Here is a 20,762-nt window from a genome sequence, read left to right on the forward strand (position 1 = left end):
TAGACTACACCTTAGCGTCAAAATCTACGTTAAACATCACTAAGTAAATAGCTAAGCACATAAAAAGTACATACCGCAAACACTTCCATAAAAGCCGTTAAAAAACACCCAAACCAAATTGGTATAACAAAAAATCATTTAAAAAATATTTAATTTCACTAATTGGTAAGTTTTAATTGTTAAATTGGTATGCTAGATTGAGATTAAGCGATGCCTGTACCGCACAATTTTTACTTCATCACACAGAGACAATAATGATAAAAAATACATCCACATTTAAACTTACGGCTTTAGCCGTTATCACCCCTTTACTTTTTACCGCTTGTTCAAGTACCCAAAGCACTAATCAGCAAAGCGATGCGCCGGTACCTGCAACAAAGTTTGATTTATCACACTGGAAAATAAATGTACCAGTAGATTTAAACAACGACGGTAAAATTGATGAAATAGATGTAGAAGAAATTCAGACTTACGCACACCCTGATTTTTTCTACCTTGATGAAAAAGGCTACATGGTATTTACCTCTCCTAATAAAGCACTTACAAGCGCTAACTCTACCAATACCCGTAGCGAACTGAGACAAATGATCCGGGGATCAAATACTAAAATTAAAACAAATAACCCGGGTAATAACTTTGCGTTGGCTGCTCATCCTTTAGCTGAAAAGTTTGGTGCTGAAGGCGGAAAAATGCAGGCTACATTAAAAGTAGACCATGTTGCATTAAGAGCTAAAAACTCAGATAGAGATGCTGCATTTTCTGTTGTAGTTGGGCAAATACATGCAGAAAAGAACAAAGCTCTTGTCGCAGAAAATTCTGGATTTGGCTGGGGTAATGAACCACTTAAAATATACTATAAGAAATGGCCAAACCATAAAACAGGCTCTGTATTTTGGAACTACGAGCGAAACTTACCAAAAGCAGATCCTGACCGTACAGACATTGCTTACCCTGTATGGGGTAACACATGGGAAAATCCTAATGAACCTGGTTCTGAAGGTATTGCGTTAGGTGAAGATTTTAGCTACACAATAAATGTATATAAAAATACAATGTATTTAACGTTCACTGCAGAAGGTAAGCCAGACGTAAATTACTCGATAAATCTTGCTAATAACGTTGATGCTTATGGCAAAGTAGACAAAAAAGATCATCCCCTTGGTTATGCTGGTGATTCTAATTACTTCAAAGCCGGTGCATACAATCAATGTAGTACCAAAGACGCTCCAGGTCGTTGGTATGCCGCATGTTTAGGTACTGGCGATTGGACTACAGATAAACAAAATGGCGATTACGCTCAAGTAAGCTTTAGTAAACTAGAGTTAAGCCCAGCGACACCGCCAACAAAATAACTAGGCTAGTACAGCCTCAGATAAGTAATTTTTTAGTGATGTAAACAATGGCGTTGGTAGATTATTAATATCGCACCAGCGCCACTTTAAACATTTATTAGGCTCTTTAAGCTCAGGCTCTCCGCCTTCAAAGTCAGCTTTTACATACAACGTAATATAGTGCTTGTTCTCTGCTGTAAAAATATCATTGGTAAAATCAAGCTTAGTAATTTTACTTACCTTTAAACCTGTTTCTTCAAACACTTCTCGTATTGCACATTGCTCAACACTTTCACCAAACTCTAAATGTCCACCAGGTGTTGCCCATGTATTAGCACCATGCGCGCCAATGCGCTCACCTAGTAAAATTGTGTTTTGATGCTTTATGATAACCGCCACACCAACTCTTACTACGTTACTCATATCGTATTTTCTCTTATTTTTACTGCCTGCCATGCTGAACCACACGCTTTGTATTGTCAATTTTGTATTTTTAAAACCAGTATATTGATTAACTTTTAGCCGACCAAGGTCGAATAGCTTGCTTGCTAAAAAAAGCCTACATTTTGTAAGGTCTCTCACACACAAATTTAGCTTTAGGAGCCTTACATGTCAGGCAAATATAAACAGCAATATAATGCCTTTAAGCAAAACCCAGCCCAATTTTGGCTCGAACAAAGTAAAAATATTCCGTGGTATAAAACCCCCACAAAAGCATACACACAAGACGACGACGGGCTTTATCATTGGTTTAGCGACGGGCAATTAAACACCAGTTTTTTAGCGCTAGACCAACACGTTATTGCCGGATTTGGCGAGCAAACTGCACTGATTTACGACTCCCCAGTCACTAATACAAAGCAAACTTATAGCTACTCACAACTACAACAAGAAGTTGCTAAATTTGCAGGCGTCATACAATCGTTAGGTGTTACAAAAGGCGACCGCGTTGTTATTTATATGCCAATGATCCCACAGGCGGTTATTGGTATGTTGGCGTGCGCTCGTCTTGGTGCTATTCATTCGGTGGTATTTGGTGGTTTTGCTGCACACGAATTGGCTGTACGCATTGATGATGCCAAGCCTAAACTTATACTGAGCGCCTCATGCGGTGTTGAAGTAAACAGCGTTATTGAATACAAACCACTTATTGATAACGCAATAGAGCTTGCTGCGCACAAAGTAGAGCACTGCGTTATTTATCAGCGTCCACAAGTCAGGGCCACTCTTGAGCCTAAACGAGACATAGATTGGACTCAGGCAATGCAAACGGCTGCAAGCGCAGATCCGGTGCCTGTAAATGGTGACGATCCGCTTTATATTTTATATACCTCAGGCACGACAGGCACACCCAAAGGCGTAGTACGCGAAAATGGCGGTCACGCGGTGGCAATGCAATACAGCATGGCAACCGTTTATGGTATGAAGCCCGGCGACGTATTTTGGGCAGCGTCTGACATTGGCTGGGTAGTTGGGCACTCTTATATAGTTTACGCACCGCTAATGTATCGCTGCGCGACCGTATTATATGAAGGTAAACCGGTTAAAACGCCCGATGCCAGTGCATTTTGGCGCGTGGTTGAAGAATATAAAGTAAATGCATTATTTAGTGCCCCCACTGCATTTAGAGCGATTAAAAAAGAAGACCCAAATGCCGATGGTTTTAATCAATACGATACCTCTAGCTTAAAACGTTTGTTTTTAGCAGGCGAGCGGTTAGATCCTCCCACTTACGAGTGGCTTAAAGAAAAAACCAAACTGCCAGTGCTCGATCATTGGTGGCAAACCGAAACCGGCTGGGCTATTGCTTGTAACCCTGTAGGGCTTGAGTACTTAGCAACAAAACCTGGTAGTTCTACCGTCCCTACTCCAGGTTTTGACGTGCGAATATTAGATATGGATGGCAATGAATGCGCAGCTAACGAGCAAGGCGCCGTGGTAATTAAACTGCCACTTCCACCAGGTTGCCTACCAACAATTTGGCAAGATACCTCGCGTTTTAAAGCAAGCTACCTAAATGAATACGAAGGTTATTATTTATCTGGCGATGGTGGTTATATTGATGAAGACGGCTACCTATTTATTATGGGCAGAACCGACGACGTTATAAATGTAGCAGGGCATAGGCTTTCTACCGGCGAAATGGAAGAGATAGTAGCCGCGCACCCTGCTGTTGCTGAATGCGCTGTTTTTGGCGTGAACGATCCCCTAAAAGGGCAACTCCCTATGGGAATGATCGTGCTTAAAAATGATTTTATGGGCTCAAGTACCGACGTAGAACAAGCGCTTGTTTTAAGTGTTCGTAATCAGATTGGCGCTATTGCGTGCCTTAAAAATATAGTTAGCGTAGATAGGTTGCCCAAAACACGCTCGGGTAAAATACTGCGTAAAAATTTACGTCAACTAGTTGATGGCGAAGAGCTACAAATACCTTCAACCATAGATGATGCCAGTATCTTTGAAGAAATAAACCAACAACTAACACAAAGATAAACCCAACCAACCTATCTAAAGCCATTTTTATAATGGCTTTTTATTTCATCCTTATATTTGATCCTTTTACTTAGGTTTAGGTTTAGGCTTAAGTTTTAAGTTTTAAGTTTTAATTTAACTAGCAACTGAAATTTTTTACAGCTTTATGCTTTCTTCTTTTAATAGCGTTATTAATTTAATCAATTTTAAAAGGAATGGTGTATGCCCCGCTTGCTACAAAAACTATTAACTACAGCCCTATTATTTATAGGCTTTGCCACACAAGCCTATGAAATAGAAGACTTAGGGGACGGCTTACACCGCTTTATAGACGACAGACACCGCTCAGTATTTTTAATCACTCCTGAGGGCGCAATTGTTACCGACCCACTTAATAAAAAAGCCGCCACATGGTTAAACGAGCAAATTAAAACTCGCTTTAACGTGCCTGTAAAATATGTAATTTATAGCCATAATCATAGCGATCATATTTACGGCGCCGAGGTATTTAAAAGCCCGCACACCACTTTTATAGCGAATAAACTCGCTGCGCAAGATATTAAAAACACACAAATGAAAACAGTAACGCCCAGCCTTACTTTTGATGATGAGCTACTACTTACCCTTGGTGATTCCACAGTAAAGCTTAACTACCACGGTCCAAACGATGGTCGTGGTTCGGTTAGTATATTATTCGAAAAGCAAAAAACGTTATTTGTAGTTGATTGGATTGTTATTGGCAGAATGCCGTGGCAAAAACTGTGGAGTTACGATATTCAAGGCATGATTAACTCAACCCAAGCGGTACTCAAATATGACTTTGATACTTTTGTAGGTGGTCATGCCGATATCGGCAGTAAAGCAGATGTAGCGCGTTACTTAAGTTATTTAGAGCTTTTGTATAGCCAAGTAACCGCAGGCGTTTTAGCCGGTAATACACTTGACGAAATTAAACAAAATGTAAAATTAGACCAATTTAGTGACTTTAAACAGTTTGATGCATGGTTACCGCTTAACATAGAAGGCGTGTACGAGCGTTTAATGGAAGAGTCTGGTATGGGTTGGCGCAGCGATTTATAAGTTTGAACTCAGCGGACTAAGCTCTGAGCTCTAAACTCAATATTATAAGCATTGGTATTGGCGTATTTAACGCAGTACCAATGTACCTATTAATTAGTTAAATAGACGTCAAACGCCATATAAACCACCTTTACAATGTCCTAGCGCGGTTTTTATATTTCAAATCTAAGTAACCAGAGTTCATATATGGTCTCCTCCAGTATTGCAAGGTGTCATTCAACGATAGCAGGGACAGGTTTGCTGTCATATATACGGTCTTTTAGTGAAGATTATTACTTCTGACCTTGATGTAATCCGCGCATATTGTCCTGATCAGGTTATCGGTATTTACTACCACTGAACTCTATAGGTTTTCAATATGCAGGTTTGACCTGTTATGTCATCGTTTTAGCCACTTACGCAATTCTTTGAAGAGTATTTATACGGGTGAGTAACTCTCACCTGAAGCGCTAATAGCCCAAGCCATTCTCGCCATCTTGTTGGCATAAGCTACACATGCTCGATTATGCCCTCGAGTTTGAACCAGTCGGTTTATCCATTGACTTAATTTATCATTCTTCGTTTTTGCTCTTGAGACAACAGCTTTTGCTCCTTGGATCAACAGGCACCTTAAGTAGCTATTTCCTCGCTTACTTATCCCAAGTAAAGTATCTTTTCCGCCACTACTGTGTTGACGCGGAACGATACCTAAAGACGCTGAAACATCGCGGCCTCTTTTATAGTTACTGCCATTTCCAACTTCATTGAAATAGGCGCTTGATACCATAGGACCAAATCCAGGTATTGTTTGGATCCGTTGGCAAATATCATTATTTTTTGCTGTTTCAACTATTAATGTACTGTAAGTTTCAATGCAGCTGTCTAAGTTACTCAATTGTGTTTCTAACTGCTTTAGTACCGCTTTAAATGCGCCTGATAATCCGGTATTTTCATCTTCTAAAATTAGGGGGATACTTTTGCGTATTGTGTTTACACCCTGATTTAAAATAATTCCGTATTCAGCAGTTAAGCCTCGGATTTGATTGCATAGTGCCGTTCTTTGTCTGACCGCTAACTCTCTCGCTTTGTGCTGTGCTTGGTTATCTTGTTGCTCAACTGATTTTATACAGACACTCTTAATATGATGTTGTTTTGAAGCAACGCTAATTGCTAAAGCATCGTTATAATCATTTTTATTGCCAACTAAGAAGGCTTTTACATGCTGAGGTGGAATAAGCTTTATCTCATGACCACATTTTCTGATTTCTCGAGCCCAAAAATGAGAAGTTGCACAGGCCTCTAAAGCAACTAAACACGTAGTGTGTTGTTGGAAAAAAGATAACACTTGCGCACGCTTTAACATTTTCTTTTTAACTAAGCGCCCTTGTTCATTGCAGCACACCACATGGAAAAATCTTTTTGCTATGTCTAAACCAATTGTTGTAATCTTCATTTTGGTCTTCTCCCTTTGATTATTGTAACCACTTTAATCATGGCACATAGATGCCGTATAGGGAGGAGACCATTACATCAGGTTAAGTATTAAAAAAAAGCATATTAACTAAAATCGACCACCACTTCATAACGCCCTAGCATGTCGTTTACTTCGTATACCCAACCGTGTTGTTTTATTATTTTTTCGCTTAACTCCCCCCCTAAACCGTAGCCAATATTGGCGGGCTTATTTGTGTTATTAGCAGTGTGTGGCGTATCCGTTTGTACGCTGCTATTTACTTATAGAGATCTCGCTGTGCAATATGCCATTACCTTGATAGCTTGGCTGACTACTACACGCAGCAAGCGTGCAACTAAGTGCAAATAAAAAACCGGTTGAGTGCTTTTTAAAATAAACCATTTAACTATGCCTAATTCATACCATTACGAGCAGTTTATTAGGGCGAGGGTTAAGGAGGGGTTAAATGATTTAATCTAAATGTTGGGTTATTAATTTAACAGTAAAAAGTAATCACTTTAGATGTTTTACATCGTTATAAATTTTGTAATTGCTCTATCAACCATTTATGAATTGGGCTGTTATTGGTACGCGGATGCCATGCGGCTATTACTTTAAATGTAGGAGGCAGAGCTTCTATTTTTAGCTGTTTAACTTTGCTATTTGGTAATAATCTTGATGGGTAAAACGCTAACATATCGGTTGTATGTAAAATGTCGGGCACTGCTGAAAAACTCGGTACCGACATTACGATATTACGTTTTAGCCCCTGGCTTTCAAACCACTGATCGTGCGATCCGCGCAAATTAGCGCGCGATGGCGACACCACTAGCTGTGAATGCTTTGCAAATTGCGCCAAACTCAAAGGCTCAGTGTAAGTAGTGTTACCTATACCGGTAATACACAAATGCTGTTCTTCAAACAAAGTGATATAAGAAAGATTATCGGGTATAAATTCTGGAAAGCTTATCAGCAAATCAAGCTCACCGGCCGTTATAAGTTGATTAACGTTGTCGGATGCAAAGTCGCGCACTATCAGCTTTAAACCTGGCGCTTCGCGGCGGGGAATATTAAATAATTGCGGTAGTAAAGCCTGCGTGGCGTAGTCGGTTGCGCTTATGGTAAACACACCTTTATAAGTTTGCGGACTAAAAAGCTCGGGCTCTAGTAACGATTCTAATTGCTTTAAAATATGATTAACAGGTGCCTTGAGTCCTTGCGCTTTAGGAGTAGCAACCATGTTATTGCCTTGGCGAATAAACAAGCGATCGTCAAATAAGTCTCGTAGTTTTCGTAGTTGCTCACTAATAGCTTGTTGCGTTAACCCCATTTTTTTGGCTACTTGCGAAAGATTTCGCAATTCTAATAAGCTACTGAGTACTCTCAACTGTTTTATATCGAGCCGACTAATACCATTCATAATTGTATGCTGCACAAAAAAGTGTTGTTTCAAATTGTATCTTTAAATCTCTATGCTGCCAATGTTGCTTAACCACTATTTAAGCCTTTGTTTGCTTTATAAGAGAATTTAAAATGAAATCAGAATTAGTTAATACCGCCCCTTTATTCTCATCAATTGAGCTTGGCCCTTTTACACTTAAAAACCGTATTGTGATGCCACCTCTTACTCGCTCTCGCAGCACTCAGCCTGGTAATATTCCTAATGAATTAATGGCTGAGTATTATGCGCAGCGAGCATCGGCTGGTTTTATGGTTACCGAAGGCACGCAAATAGAGCCTCGTGGTCAAGGCTACGCTTGGACCCCAGGTATTCACTCGCAAGCACAAATTGAAGGCTGGAAAAAAGTAACAAAAGCCGTACACGCTAAAGGCGGCGTTATTTTTGCTCAGCTTTGGCATGTAGGGCGCGTATCGCACACCACGCTACAACCAAATTCAGGTAAACCGGTTGGTCCTTCAGATATTATGGCTGACAATGTAAAAGTATTTATTGAAACCGCACCTGGTGAAGGCGCATTGGCTGACCCAAGTGAGCCTCGTGCACTAACAACAACTGAAGTTGGCGAACTGGTAAACATGTATGCGCAAGCTGCACGTAATGCTCTAGAAGCAGGCTTTGATGGCGTAGAGCTTCATTGTGCTAACGGGTATTTAGTTAATCAGTTTATTTCTGAACATACTAATAACCGTGACGATCAATACGGTGGAACGCTTAGTAATCGCCTGCGCTTTTTAAAAGAGATAGTTGAAGCGGTAAGTGACGTTGTAGGCTCTGATCGTTTAGGTGTTCGCTTTGCTCCTTTATTTGAAAGTACAGATGAAACACGAGTGTATCTAGGACTTGTTGAATCAAACCCTCATCATACTTATGTACAAGCCGTTAAAGTGCTTGAGCAAGCAGGTATTGCTTACTTATCAATAGCGGAAGCTGATTGGGAAAATGCTCCTGATTTACCACAAGAATTTTATAAAGCAGTACGAGCTGAATTTTCAGGTCGCATCATTTATGCTGGTAAATACACAGTAGAAAAAGCGGTACGTATTTTAGGTGAAGGTTACGGTGACTTATTTGCGTTTGGTCGCCCATTTATAGCTAACCCTGATTTACCAGAGCGTATAGCGAATAATTGGACGTTTAACGAGGCCGATGCAGCCACTATGTATGGCGGTACTGAAGTCGGTTATAGCGATTATCCTTTTTATCAAAAGTAGCCAACCTAAACTCTAAACGATATATGGGATAAGGATTGGTATTGGTATAGAACCGATACGGTTTTATAACAGGTAGCTTAATTAAGCTACCTGTTCTGAGGTAAGAAAACGGTGTTGATAACACTGCTGAATTTGTTATTAGTTGTTCTCGACAATTGCTCTTTCATTGCCCTACCTTCTGCATTTATGCAGCCATATATCAGTCATTTTTTAATAGAGTGAGCGTTAGATTGAATCTCTCAAATTGATTAAGTATTACTGCGGATTGGTATTAGCGTCAAGAATAGTAAAGATAAGTAAAGGGGTGTAAAGCCTCCCTACAGTTGCCCTGCATGCAGTTGGCATTCAGTTTCAAACGTCAATACTAGCCATGTTAACCACAAACGAGGCAATATTATGAAACTTACATTTATACTACCTGCACTATTAGTTATTGGCACTTTATCTAGTTCTGCATTTGCAGCACCACATGATAGATATACAAAGCAAGAATATAAAAAGGTTCAGCTAAAACGAGAACTGAAAAAAATTAACCAAACTAAGGTAATCAAGTACGTTCCCGTTAAAGTTGTTAAAAGAAACGTTAATAACACAGCATTTGTTAAAGTTAATGTCATAACGTATCACCCTAGCCTTAAATTTATTAAAAGATAAATGCGTACTTTAAAATATAAAGTCATGTTTGCGGCAATAAACAACGCGCCGCAAACTTAGCTTTTTACACCATTTAAGCTCTATTATTGGTATTTTCCCATCTAAAATGCACGAAAATAACGTTTTCTAAACACAACAAAAAAGTCCAAATATATAATTTAATAGCAGTATTATTAAAATATCTCTCGTAATACCCCCCCTTAAAAAGAACAGAATTACCCTTAAAAATCGTCAAAAACTAGAGATTATGTCAAGAACCGTCAGTAAAATGTAAAAAGCTGTAAGCATAGCTCCGTTTGCTGTTGTATGTCAGTTAACATTCAGTTTGAACCGCTAGTATTGAACCCAGTTATGTAAAAACATAAACGAGGCAATACTATGAAACTTACTTTTTTACTACCTGCACTGCTCGCCATTGGCGCAGTATCAGGCTCTGCGCTTGGAGCACAAAACGAGCGAGAGAATGATAAAAGCTTTAAACGTGACCACTACAAACGTGTTGAATATAAACGCGATGAACGCCGCCATGAAAAAAAGCAGCGTATTGAGCATAAAAAAGAAAAACGAGAAGACCGTAAACAAGAAAAACGTAAACTTGCTAAGTACAAGCAGGAAAAGCGTGAACAATACCGCTACAACCAGCGCAAATATAACTACTTAACAAACCATAATAATTCAGTCGCTTACAGACAAAATCGATTTATAAACCATTTACCACGCAATAGCGCATCGATTAGATTTAATGGTATTTCGTTTACGTTTAACGACGGCCTTTACTACCGTAAAGCTAAAAGAGGCTACCATGTAGTTACGCCACCTAGAGGCCTGCGTATAAATACGCTACCAAGAAATTACAGGCATTTTAAGCATCACAATACCACCTACTACACATATCAAAACGTGTATTACGTCGCAAATAATGACGGTTATACAGTGGTTGATGAGCCACCAACCCGTCTTAATCAGGCAATAAAAGTGGGTAATGTGAATGATTATAGCTTGGGCCAAACTTACGATTCATTGCCTCAGGCAGCACAGGCCGTAATAATTAACTCGCAGCAGTATTTTAAATACGGCGATATTTATTTTTTACCGCAAATAAGTGGTGACGACATAAAATACCTTGCTATAAAGCTAGGTTAAATCCGCTATAAATTAAAAGACCTTGCTACCAATAGCAGGGTCTTTTTCATTTCCCCTGTAGGTAGTAACTTAAAGCAATAAAATCAATTCCCTCTCTAAGCATTAACATGTCTTAGTATTTGTAAGCTTTTTTGCTAAACTAGCTCGCATATTAATAGTGAGAGTGTATTTATGTCGGGTGAGTTTCCACGTGCTGGTTTTTGGCGCCGTTTTGCGTCGTTAGTTTACGATACGTTAGCCATTATTGCGTTTGCGATGTTAACTGTAGTGCTGTATTTATTTGCAGTACAAGGGCTTATTTCTCTCGATGTAATTAGTTTAAATGGCGCAGAGGATGTATCTGCCTTTATTCAAAATTCAAATCTTCTTTCGGGTATTCGTACCGCTCTTTTAATTATTGTTACCTTAGTATTTTTTGGCTACTTTTGGACTAAAAGCGGGCAAACCATTGGCATGCGTGCATGGCGTTTAAAAGTACAAACTCTTGAGGGTAATTTAATTAGCTGGCCGCAATCAATTATCCGCAGCGTTAGCGCTTTACTCGGTTTAGGTAATTTGGTGGTGTTAGTAGATTTTAAAAACAAAAAAGCACTGCAAGATTACATCTCTAAAACAGAAGTTATTGCACTTACTAAAGAAGAAAACAGACGTATTTATAGTGAGCTTGATTAATACCAACTTTTCGAATCGTGAGTTAAGCGGTAATTAAGCAGTAATTAAAAAGCAAAAAGGGTGACCAGTGGTCACCCTTTTTAATACTTTGAATAGGTAAATCTATACCCGTTTATTCATCAAATATGTCGCAAAGCCTATAAATATAATACTGGGCAATACCGCCCCTATAATGGCAGGTATTTGGTAAACCATAACGACAGGGCCAAATATTTCATTAGTTAAGTGAAACACGATCCCCGTTACAACACCCATAATAATACGTGCGCCCATAGTAACGGTACGCAGCGGGCCAAATATAAACGAGAGCGCCACCAGCAGCATTACCGCAACAGATACTGGCTGCATCAACTTACGCCATAGAGCAAGCTCGTAGGTACTTGTGTCTTGTTCGTTTTGCTCTAAGTAACTTAAATACGACCAAAGCCCAGTAAATGAAAGTGACTCCGGTTTTACCGAAACAACCCCTAACTTTTCAGCTGTGAGTTGCGAAGGGTAAAACTCTTCTGGTAATTGCTCTGTTGTGGTTTTTTCGCTAGTAATAATAACCTTATTTACGTCACGAAGTAGCCAGCCTTCTTTTCGGCTTAGTGCATCTCTTGCTTTAGTAATTTGGGTAAGCTCTAACGATTTATCAAAGTGGTACATGTGTACCCCGTTGAGCCTGCCGTTTTCATCAACATCTTCAATATTAATAAAATTATTGCCGTCTTTAGCCCATACACCTTTTTGTGTATTAAACACATCGCCGCCATGTATTGCTTGGTTTCGCATTTCTTTAGCGTGTAATTGCGCTTCAGGTGCACCCCATTCGCCAAGTGCCATCATGCATACAGCCATAAATATGGCCGTTTTCATCACTGAACCAATTATTTGTAAGCGCGACATACCAGCGGCTTGCATCACTACCAGCTCACTGTTTGAGGCAAGTGCCCCCAAACCCGTTAAGCCACCAATTAGCGCAGCCATCGGAAAAAACACCACTAAATCGCCAGGTATTGTGTAAAGCGTGTAAAGCATTGCAGTCATTAAGTCGTAACTGCCGCGCCCTACCGACTTTAACTGGTCGATAAATTTAATTAAGGTGCTAATACCAACAAGTACCAACAATGCAAAGCCGGTAGTTTGTAAAATACTGCGGCCTAAATACCAATCAAGCGTTTTCATCATGAGCCTAACTCCCGCTTAGTTACTACGGCTTTAAGCCAAGCGCCCAGTGGTCGCCCTTTTATAATTAATAACCCACCTATAAACAAGGCACTTAGATGAATCCACCACAAGCCGATTGAAGGCGGGATTTTGCCATCTTCAACTGCAAATTTAGCGGCATTTAGTAAAATAAAGTAGCCTAAGTACAAGCTAATAGCAGGCACTAGTTTTGCAAATTTACCTTGGCGAGGATTAACCACACTTAGTGGCACTGCCAGTAAGGTAAGTAGCGGGATTGATAACGGAATAGCGAGTCGCCATTGCCATTGAGCAATAGATTCAGGAGTGTTTATAGCCAATAATTGGTTAGTTGGCACAGCCTCTAATTTACGGCGTTGATGCTCTATTTCTTGTTCTCGTATTTGTACGCTGTAACCATCAAATTCTGTTAAATTAAGTGCAGGCGTTGTGCCGTCTGTTTCGTAACGTTTACCGTCTGTTAGTACTAGCTGTTGCTCACCATTTACGGCTTCAACCACAACACCTTGCTGTGCATATACTAAGCGCGCTAGATTGCCTTTTTCGCTATCAGGTAACTGTGCAACAAATACCTTATTAAGCTCTTTGCCGCCTTTTTCAATATTATGAATAAACACCACGGCTTTTTCGTTACCGGTTTCTTGGAACCGCCCAGCTCTGAGTGCAGATAACCCCGCATCGGCTTTGGCTTGTTCTTTTAATTGATACTCTTGCTCGCTTGCCCACGGCGCTATATACATAGTCAATGCAGCGGCTAATATGGCAAGCCCAACGCTTGATATAAGCGTTACGCGCACAACATACCATTCACTTACGCCACAGGCTTTAAGGACGGTCATTTCGCTATCGGCGTAAATACGGCTGTAAGCCAAAATAATGCCTAAAAATATACTCAGCGGAAGTATTAGCGAGGCCAGTTGTGGAAGCTTTAGTGCAATCATCGATAGCACTAATTTAGCAGGAATGCTGCCCTCAGAGGCATCACCTAAAATACCAACTAACTTTTGTGACAAAAATATTGTCATTAAAGTTAAAAATACGGCGACCTGCGATTTTAAAACCTCAGCGGTCAAATAACGGAAAATTAGCAATGCTCGCCCCTGTTAAACATGGAATTTCACTACGATAGTGAGAATTGAATAGTTAAATAGCTATTTTACCCAATTAATACCGGCAAATAGGCTATTATTATAAGCCATCAAATTTAATTATCCTACCTAAGTGCACGATATAATGTTGCATTAGTAGCCCTTAAGCATATAAAGTTCAATTACACAGTAAGAGTCTAGCAAAATCAGCTAAAATAAGAATTATCCTTACATAAGTTACGTAGATAAGACTAGAAAATACTTTTTTAGCCCCAACTTACTAACTTAAATGACTCAAAATCAGGAGTGACAATGGAATTTAACGTAAAAAGTGGTAGCCCAGAAAAACAGCGCAGCGCATGTATTGTGGTTGGCGTTTACGAGCCACGTAGGTTATCCCCCATTGGTGAACAACTCGATAAAATTAGTGATGGCTATATCTCTAATTTACTTCGCCGTGGCGACTTAGAAGGTAAGCCAGGCCAAGTTTTATTATTGCATCATGTACCCAATGTATTAAGCGAGCGCATATTGCTTGTAGGTTGTGGTAAAGAGCGCGAGCTTGATGATAAGCAATATAAACAAATTATTTCTAAAACTATTAATACTTTAAACGAAACAGGCTCTATGGAAGCAGTCTGCTTTTTAACAGAGCAACACGTTAAAGGTCGCGACACTTACTGGAAAGTTCGTCAAGCAGTAGAAACAACGCAAGATTGCTTATATACGTTTAACCAATTAAAAAGTAAAAAAGTAGACCCTCGTCGTCCACTTCGTAAAATGGTGTTTAACGTACCAACACGACGCGAACTAACTATTGGCGAAAGTGCCATTGAGCATGGTTTAGCCATTGCTGCAGGTAGTAAGCTGTGTAAAGACGTGGCTAATATGCCACCAAATATTTGTAACCCAGTGTACTTAGGCGAGCAAGCACAAGAGTTGGCAACTAATTTTGACAACATCACTGTTGATATTATTGGCGAAAAGCAAATGGCAGAACTAGGTATGAATTCTTATCTAGCTGTTGGCCGAGGTAGTGATAACGAATCAATTATGTCGATTATTAACTACAAAGGCGCCGCTGACGACCAAGCCCCTATTGTACTTGTTGGTAAAGGCTTAACGTTTGACTCAGGCGGTATTTCATTAAAACCAGGCGAAGGCATGGACGAAATGAAATACGACATGGGCGGCGCTGCAGGTGTTATTGGTGCAATGCGTGCACTTGCACAAATGCAATTGCCAATTAACGTTATTGGTGTTTTAGCTGGTTGTGAAAACATGCCTGGCTCAAACGCGTATCGCCCGGGTGATATTTTAACAACAATGTCAGGGCAAACAGTTGAAGTGTTAAACACCGACGCTGAAGGTCGTTTAGTGTTGTGCGACGCACTAACGTACGTTGAACGCTTTAACCCGGATACGGTTATTGACGTAGCAACACTTACTGGCGCTTGTATTGTAGCCCTTGGCGCGCATGCGACTGGTTTACTATCAAACCATAACCCACTTGCACACGATTTATTAAAAGCGTCTGAGCAAAGTGGCGACCGTGCATGGCAGTTACCGTTATGGGATGACTATCAAGATCAGCTAGAGAGCCCATTTGCTGACTTTACAAACTTAGGTGGACGCTCTGCGGGTACTATTACTGCGGCATGTTTCTTGTCTAAATTTACTAAAAAGTATCATTGGGCCCATTTAGATGTTGCCGGTACAGCGTGGCGCAGTGGCGCTAAAAAAGGCGCAACGGGCCGTCCTGTTCCAATGCTTACTCAGTATTTATTAAATAGAGCTGGCGTAAGTGAAGCCGCTCAAGATTAAACACACTGTTTAACTACTTATAAGGCGCCGTTTGGCGCCTTATTTATTTGTGTATTAATTGAAGCAAACCCCGTTATATGGCAAAATCTGCCTCTTAATTTATGTATATCAATTTGGTATGCATTCAATGTCATGGGAAACCCCGATACAATGAACATGAACGCTAAATTTTTCGTTCTAAAGCAACAAGATGAGTCTAAAGCCCAGGCTGACGATCATTTTGCTTTGGCTGCTCAAATTGCGGCCGATCAGTATCGAAATGGGCAGCGTGTGTTTATTTGTGTTAACGATAACGAAGCAGCCTGTGCCATTGATGAAATAATTTGGGCATTCGATCCAGATAGTTTTGTGCCACATAATTTACAAGGTGAAGGCCCTAAAGGCGGCGCACCTGTAGAAATTGGTATTACGCCACCTGTTGGCAATCGTAAAGTTTTAATTAACTTGGCTACTCAATTACCGGATTACATTCGTCGGTTTAACCAAGTTTTTGATTTTGTACCCGTAGAACCAGCTGCTAAACAAGCAGCCCGCGAGCGTTTTAAAAAGCTACGCCAACTCGGTGCCAATCTCACCACGCAAGATATTAATAGCTAGCCAATCAGGCAAACTAACCAACTAATTTAAGTACTTATTTAAGGTTCTGTGTAATGGATAAAACCTACAATCCGCAAGATATTGAACAGTCTCTATATCAAGACTGGGAACAAAAAGGCTACTTTAAGCCATCTGGCAAAGGCGTACCATATTCAATTATGATCCCGCCGCCAAATGTCACTGGTAGCTTACACATGGGCCACGCCTTCCAAGATACAATAATGGATACCCTAACGCGTTTTAAACGTATGCAAGGTAACAACACATTATGGCAAGTAGGTACTGACCACGCAGGTATTGCAACGCAAATGTTAGTTGAGCGCAAACTGCATGCCGAAGAAGGCAAAACACGCCACGATTTGGGCCGCGAAGATTTTATTAATAAAATCTGGGAATGGAAAAAAGAATCGGGCGGCACTATTACCAAGCAGCTTCGTCGCCTTGGCGCATCGGTTGATTGGGATCGTGAACGCTTTACCATGGATGATGGTTTATCTGAAGCTGTTAAAGAAGTGTTTGTACGCCTTCACAAAGAAAACCTAATTTACCGTGGTAAACGCCTAGTAAACTGGGATCCTAAATTACACACTGCTATTTCTGATCTTGAAGTTGAAAACAAAGACAAAAAAGGCCACATGTGGAACTTACGTTACCCACTAGCTGATGGCGTTACAACGCAAGACGGAAAAGACTACATAGTAGTAGCAACAACTCGTCCAGAAACCATGCTTGGCGACTCGGGTGTTGCAGTAAACCCTGATGACGAACGCTACATAGATTTAATCGGTAAAGAGATTTTATTACCTATCGTTAATCGTCGTATTAAAATTGTTGCTGACGAACATGCCGATAAAGATAAAGGCACGGGCTGTGTAAAAATAACCCCAGCGCACGACTTTAACGATAACGAAGTGGGCAAGCGTCATCAAATGCCGATGATAAACATTTTCGATAAAGACGCCGCTATTTTAAACCAAGGTGAAACATACACCTTTGACGGTAAAGAGCTTGAGTTTGATGCGCCAATTCCTGAGCGCTTGCGCGGGCTTGATCGTTTTGCAGCGCGTAAAGCGATTGTGGCTGAATTTGAAGAACTAGGCCTACTTGAAAAAATTGAAGACCATGGTTTAACGGTTCCTTACGGCGATCGCTCTGGTGTTGTAATTGAGCCACTACTTACCGATCAATGGTATGTACGTGTTGCACCACTTGCTGAACCGGCAAAAGACGCTGTTAAAAACGGCGATATTCAATTTGTACCTAAGCAATACGAAAACATGTACTTCTCGTGGATGAACGACGTACAAGATTGGTGTATTTCACGCCAGCTTTGGTGGGGTCATCGTATCCCAGCTTGGTACGACAATGAAGGTAACGTATTTGTTGGTCGCGACGAAGCTGAAGTACGCCGTGAAAACAACATTGCAGATAACGTAACGCTAAGCCAAGACGAAGACGTACTTGATACGTGGTTCTCATCAGCGCTTTGGACTTTCTCTACACAAGGTTGGCCAGAAAATACCGATGATTTAAAAACCTTCCACCCGTCTGACGTGTTGGTAACTGGTTTTGATATTATTTTCTTCTGGGTTGCACGCATGATTATGATGACGCTGCACTTTGTAAAAGACGAAAATGGCAAACCACAAGTTCCGTTTAAAACCGTATATGTAACTGGCTTAATACGTGACGACAATGGCGATAAAATGTCTAAGTCAAAAGGTAACGTACTTGACCCACTAGACATGATTGACGGCATTGAACTTGAAGACCTAGTACAAAAACGTACTGGTAACATGATGCAGCCAAAACTTGCCGCTAAAATCGAAAAAGATACGCGTAAAGTATTTGCAGGCGGTATTGAAGCACACGGCACCGACGCCCTTCGCTTTACCCTTGCTGCAATGGCATCTACCGGTCGTGATATTAACTGGGATATGAACCGCCTTGAAGGTTACCGTAACTTCTGTAACAAATTATGGAACGCGAGCCGTTACGTATTAATGAATACAGAAGAGCAAGACTGTGGTTTTGCAAACGGTGCTCAAACGGAGCTTTCATTAGCTGACCGCTGGATTTTAGGTCAATATGAAGCAACCGTTAAAACCTACACAGAGCATTTAGATAACTACCGTTTTGACTTAGCTGCTAACACGCTTTACGAATTCACTTGGAACCAGTTTTGTGATTGGTACTTAGAGCTAACTAAGCCGGTATTATTTAAAGGTAATGAAGCGCAGCAACGTGGTACACGTAATACACTTATTACCGTGCTTGAAAGCTTACTGCGTTTAATGCACCCAATGATGCCATACATCACTGAAACTATTTGGCAGCGTGTTGCACCACTTGCAGGCCTTGAAACAGCAAACACCAGCATTATGGTTCAGCCGTTCCCTGTATATAATGAAGCAAGCGTTGATGCTAAAGCGATGGATGACTTGGAGTGGGTTAAACAATTCATTTTAGCTATTCGTAATATTCGTGGTGAAATGGATATTAGTCCAAGTAAACCACTTAGCGTATTACTTGCTAATGCATCGAGCGACGACGTGCGACGCATTGAAGAAAACAAATCATTTTTAGCATCACTTGCAAAAATTGAAGAGTTTACAATGCTTGAAAACAAAGACGGGGCACCTGCATGTGCCACGTCTTATGTTGGCAACCTTGAGATCATGATCCCAATGGCGGGCTTAATTGATGTGGAAGCCGAGCTTTCGCGTATTAATAAGCAACTCGAAAAAGCAGAAAAAGGCCTAGCACAAGTGCAAAACAAACTTGCTAACGAAAAGTTTGTAAACAACGCACCTGAAGCGGTACTTGCTAAAGAAAATGCAAAACTGGCTGAATTTAGCGATGCTAAAACTAAGCTACTTGAGCAAAAAACTAAAATAGAAAGCTTATAATTTTAGTTATTATGCCTATTAACACTATTTAATAGGCATTAAAAAAGCCGCTCACTTTAATTAAAGTGAGCGGCTTTTTTGTGCCCTGTGATTAACCACAAGACACTTCTACATTAAAACTTGTAGTTGTACTGAGCGCCAAGTAATACCGCGTGGCCTTTAGATTCGAAGCCCCACTGGCTGCCCGAGTCATCAGCTTCTGTGAACGTTTGTGTTTTACCACGGATGATACTTACACCAAGATCAACGTTAGAGTTTTGATCAATTGTGTAGTTACCGCCAAACGAGAACCAAAAGCGATCTGTATCTGGAATAGAGATAGAAAGGTGTGTTTGCGATACTGGAGACTCATCAAATGCAACACCGGCACGAAGTAGTAAATCTTCGTTGTATTGGTAATCAGCACCTACAGAGTATCTGAAAGAGTCATCAAACTGCTCTTGCTTTTCAAACGCAACAAACTTATCACCTGTTGGTAACGTTACTTGTGCTTCTAGTGATTCAAAGCTGCTCCAGCCTGTCCATAATACACTATAGTGAAGACCTGTTTTCTCGTCTAACTGATGCGAGCCAGAAAACTCAGCAATAGCTGGTAGTGTAATATCTACAGAGCCTGGTAATTCAGATTGCCCTTTGCGACCACCAATAAATTCTGGTAACTCATTAGAGTACTCACCATCAAATGTAATATCAGTTTCGCTGCGGTAGTTAAAACCAAAACGACTGTTTTCATCAAGTTGATACATTAAGCCTATATTTAATCCATAGCCCACGTCATCACCTTCAAGATTAACAGCATCAGCTGAAGCAGAAATGCTATAATCCTCAGGAAGAATACCAGCTTGAGTTAATTGATCTATTCCAGCTTGAATATTTGCAGGTGTATGACCACCAAATTTACGTATGATTTTAGCCTCTGCATAAATAGCGTTTAAACCAATACCAAAGCTGAATTGCTCAGTTACTTTATAAGCAACGCTTGCATTAAGGTTAACAGTAAAGATTTCTGTTTCGCCAGCAATTTGGCCAGCAACGTATTCATCGTTAAACTCTGTAGATAAACCAAAGTTAGAAAATGCACCAAAACCAATCGATACTTTATCGTTGTAAGGCATAGTATAGTAAATAGCAGGTACTACAGCACTTGGTGCAATGCTGTCGTCGTCTAATGCACTTGGGTCAATACCGTTATTAGTACTTTCGCCTTCAATACTTACATCTGGAATTACACCAATAGCTGCAACACTTAGTTGCTTGTCTTTAAATAAAGTCATTAGTGCAGGGTTACGAGCAACTACAGACGCGTCGTCTGCGATAGAAGCTTCACCAGCGTATGCACGGCCTAAACCCGATGCATTTTGCTCTGATAATTGAAACGCAGCTGAAAAGCTATCAGCTGAAACAAATGCAAGCGAAGCTGCAATAAGGGTTTTAGAAAATTTCATTGTTGAGTCCTTAACCAAACTGACTGTCTGGGTACTATGTGTGTTGTTATTAGGATTTAAAACGTGATTACACTACCTTAATTTTTTGTAAAAAACTCTATGAATACGTCAAAAGACAGTAAAAAACATGTTTTTTAACGACATTTTAACAACTATTTAAAACTCATCGGATGAGAAGTGTGTTATTAGAGTAAACACTCTAAATGTAATTAATTATCATTTAGATTGACTTGAAATTAGTAGCAACTTACACT

Annotated in this window: 17 protein-coding genes; 10 read left to right on the forward strand and 7 right to left on the reverse strand. The window is 40.3% G+C overall.

What is annotated here, in order from left to right:
• The first annotated feature begins 254 nt into the window (after positions 1–254).
• The gene (locus PARC_RS14265; RefSeq protein WP_010554624.1) at positions 255–1,352 is read left to right on the forward strand and encodes a polysaccharide lyase family 7 protein; all 1,098 of its coding nucleotides are present in this window, start codon (positions 255–257) and stop codon (positions 1,350–1,352) included.
• On the opposite strand, the gene PARC_RS14270 is transcribed toward PARC_RS14265, so the two are convergent.
• Entirely contained in the window at positions 1,353–1,754 is a 402-nt protein-coding gene (locus tag PARC_RS14270; protein WP_024589726.1) for a nucleotide triphosphate diphosphatase NUDT15, read from the reverse strand.
• A gap of 186 nt (positions 1,755–1,940) precedes the next feature.
• Between PARC_RS14270 and PARC_RS14275 the strand changes: the two genes are divergently transcribed.
• Together PARC_RS14275 and PARC_RS14280 are read left to right on the forward strand one after the other, a co-directional pair.
• Positions 1,941–3,824 (forward strand): propionyl-CoA synthetase, encoded by a 1,884-nt coding sequence (locus PARC_RS14275; protein ID WP_010554625.1) that lies wholly within the window; start codon positions 1,941–1,943, stop codon positions 3,822–3,824.
• Between the two features lie 201 nt (positions 3,825–4,025).
• Complete coding sequence (locus PARC_RS14280) at positions 4,026–4,883, forward strand: MBL fold metallo-hydrolase (RefSeq protein WP_010554626.1); 858 nt, start codon at positions 4,026–4,028, stop codon at positions 4,881–4,883.
• Between the two features lie 418 nt (positions 4,884–5,301).
• Here the strand turns inward: PARC_RS14280 and PARC_RS14285 are convergent, their stop codons facing one another.
• From PARC_RS14285 to PARC_RS14295, 3 genes are all read right to left on the reverse strand, one after another.
• Positions 5,302–6,315 carry an IS110 family RNA-guided transposase gene (locus PARC_RS14285; protein WP_010555531.1) on the reverse strand — a complete coding sequence of 338 codons (1,014 nt, stop codon included), beginning with the start codon at positions 6,313–6,315 and terminating at the stop codon, positions 5,302–5,304.
• A gap of 273 nt (positions 6,316–6,588) precedes the next feature.
• Positions 6,589–6,717 carry a hypothetical protein gene (locus PARC_RS21940; RefSeq protein ID WP_269435551.1) on the reverse strand — a complete coding sequence of 43 codons (129 nt, stop codon included), beginning with the start codon at positions 6,715–6,717 and terminating at the stop codon, positions 6,589–6,591.
• 133 nt (positions 6,718–6,850) lie between these two features.
• Positions 6,851–7,768 carry a LysR family transcriptional regulator gene (locus PARC_RS14295; protein ID WP_202820785.1) on the reverse strand — a complete coding sequence of 306 codons (918 nt, stop codon included), beginning with the start codon at positions 7,766–7,768 and terminating at the stop codon, positions 6,851–6,853.
• 80 nt (positions 7,769–7,848) lie between these two features.
• Here PARC_RS14295 and PARC_RS14300 point away from each other — a divergent pair, with 80 nt between their 5' ends.
• The 4 genes from PARC_RS14300 to PARC_RS14315 all read left to right on the forward strand — a co-directional run bounded on the left by PARC_RS14300 (position 7,849) and on the right by PARC_RS14315 (position 11,457).
• A complete protein-coding gene (locus PARC_RS14300) occupies positions 7,849–8,988 on the forward strand; it encodes an alkene reductase (RefSeq protein WP_010554877.1) in 1,140 nt (379 codons plus the stop codon).
• Positions 8,989–9,384: 396 nt separating this feature from the next.
• Positions 9,385–9,642, forward strand: coding sequence for a hypothetical protein (locus tag PARC_RS14305; RefSeq protein WP_010554878.1), 258 nt, complete (start codon positions 9,385–9,387; stop codon positions 9,640–9,642).
• 378 nt (positions 9,643–10,020) lie between these two features.
• The gene (locus tag PARC_RS14310; protein ID WP_010554879.1) at positions 10,021–10,785 is read left to right on the forward strand and encodes a DUF6515 family protein; all 765 of its coding nucleotides are present in this window, start codon (positions 10,021–10,023) and stop codon (positions 10,783–10,785) included.
• Between the two features lie 171 nt (positions 10,786–10,956).
• Positions 10,957–11,457 carry an RDD family protein gene (locus PARC_RS14315; protein WP_007587274.1) on the forward strand — a complete coding sequence of 167 codons (501 nt, stop codon included), beginning with the start codon at positions 10,957–10,959 and terminating at the stop codon, positions 11,455–11,457.
• Between the two features lie 102 nt (positions 11,458–11,559).
• On the opposite strand, the gene lptG is transcribed toward PARC_RS14315, so the two are convergent.
• Both lptG and lptF read right to left on the reverse strand, forming a co-directional pair.
• Entirely contained in the window at positions 11,560–12,627 is a 1,068-nt protein-coding gene (gene lptG / locus PARC_RS14320) for an LPS export ABC transporter permease LptG (protein ID WP_007587278.1), read from the reverse strand.
• On the reverse strand, positions 12,624–13,736 hold the full coding sequence (gene lptF, locus PARC_RS14325) for an LPS export ABC transporter permease LptF (protein ID WP_007587281.1): 1,113 nt from the start codon (positions 13,734–13,736) through the stop codon (positions 12,624–12,626). Before lptF ends, lptG begins: the two co-directional genes overlap by 4 nt.
• 309 nt (positions 13,737–14,045) lie before the next feature.
• On the opposite strand from lptF, the gene pepA reads away from it, so the two are divergent.
• The 3 genes from pepA (at position 14,046) to PARC_RS14340 (ending at position 19,063) form a co-directional block, all read left to right on the forward strand.
• Complete coding sequence (pepA, locus tag PARC_RS14330; RefSeq protein ID WP_007587283.1) at positions 14,046–15,557, forward strand: leucyl aminopeptidase; 1,512 nt, start codon at positions 14,046–14,048, stop codon at positions 15,555–15,557.
• A gap of 150 nt (positions 15,558–15,707) precedes the next feature.
• Positions 15,708–16,154, forward strand: coding sequence for a DNA polymerase III subunit chi (locus PARC_RS14335; protein WP_010554880.1), 447 nt, complete (start codon positions 15,708–15,710; stop codon positions 16,152–16,154).
• A gap of 53 nt (positions 16,155–16,207) precedes the next feature.
• Positions 16,208–19,063, forward strand: a complete 2,856-nt coding sequence (locus tag PARC_RS14340; protein ID WP_010554881.1) for a valine--tRNA ligase — start codon at positions 16,208–16,210, stop codon at positions 19,061–19,063.
• Positions 19,064–19,176: 113 nt separating this feature from the next.
• Here the strand turns inward: PARC_RS14340 and PARC_RS14345 are convergent, their stop codons facing one another.
• A complete protein-coding gene (locus PARC_RS14345; RefSeq protein WP_010554882.1) occupies positions 19,177–20,508 on the reverse strand; it encodes an outer membrane protein transport protein in 1,332 nt (443 codons plus the stop codon).
• Positions 20,509–20,762 lie beyond the last annotated feature (254 nt).

The organism is Pseudoalteromonas arctica A 37-1-2 (genome assembly GCF_000238395.3).
Lineage (GTDB): Bacteria > Pseudomonadota > Gammaproteobacteria > Enterobacterales > Alteromonadaceae > Pseudoalteromonas > Pseudoalteromonas arctica.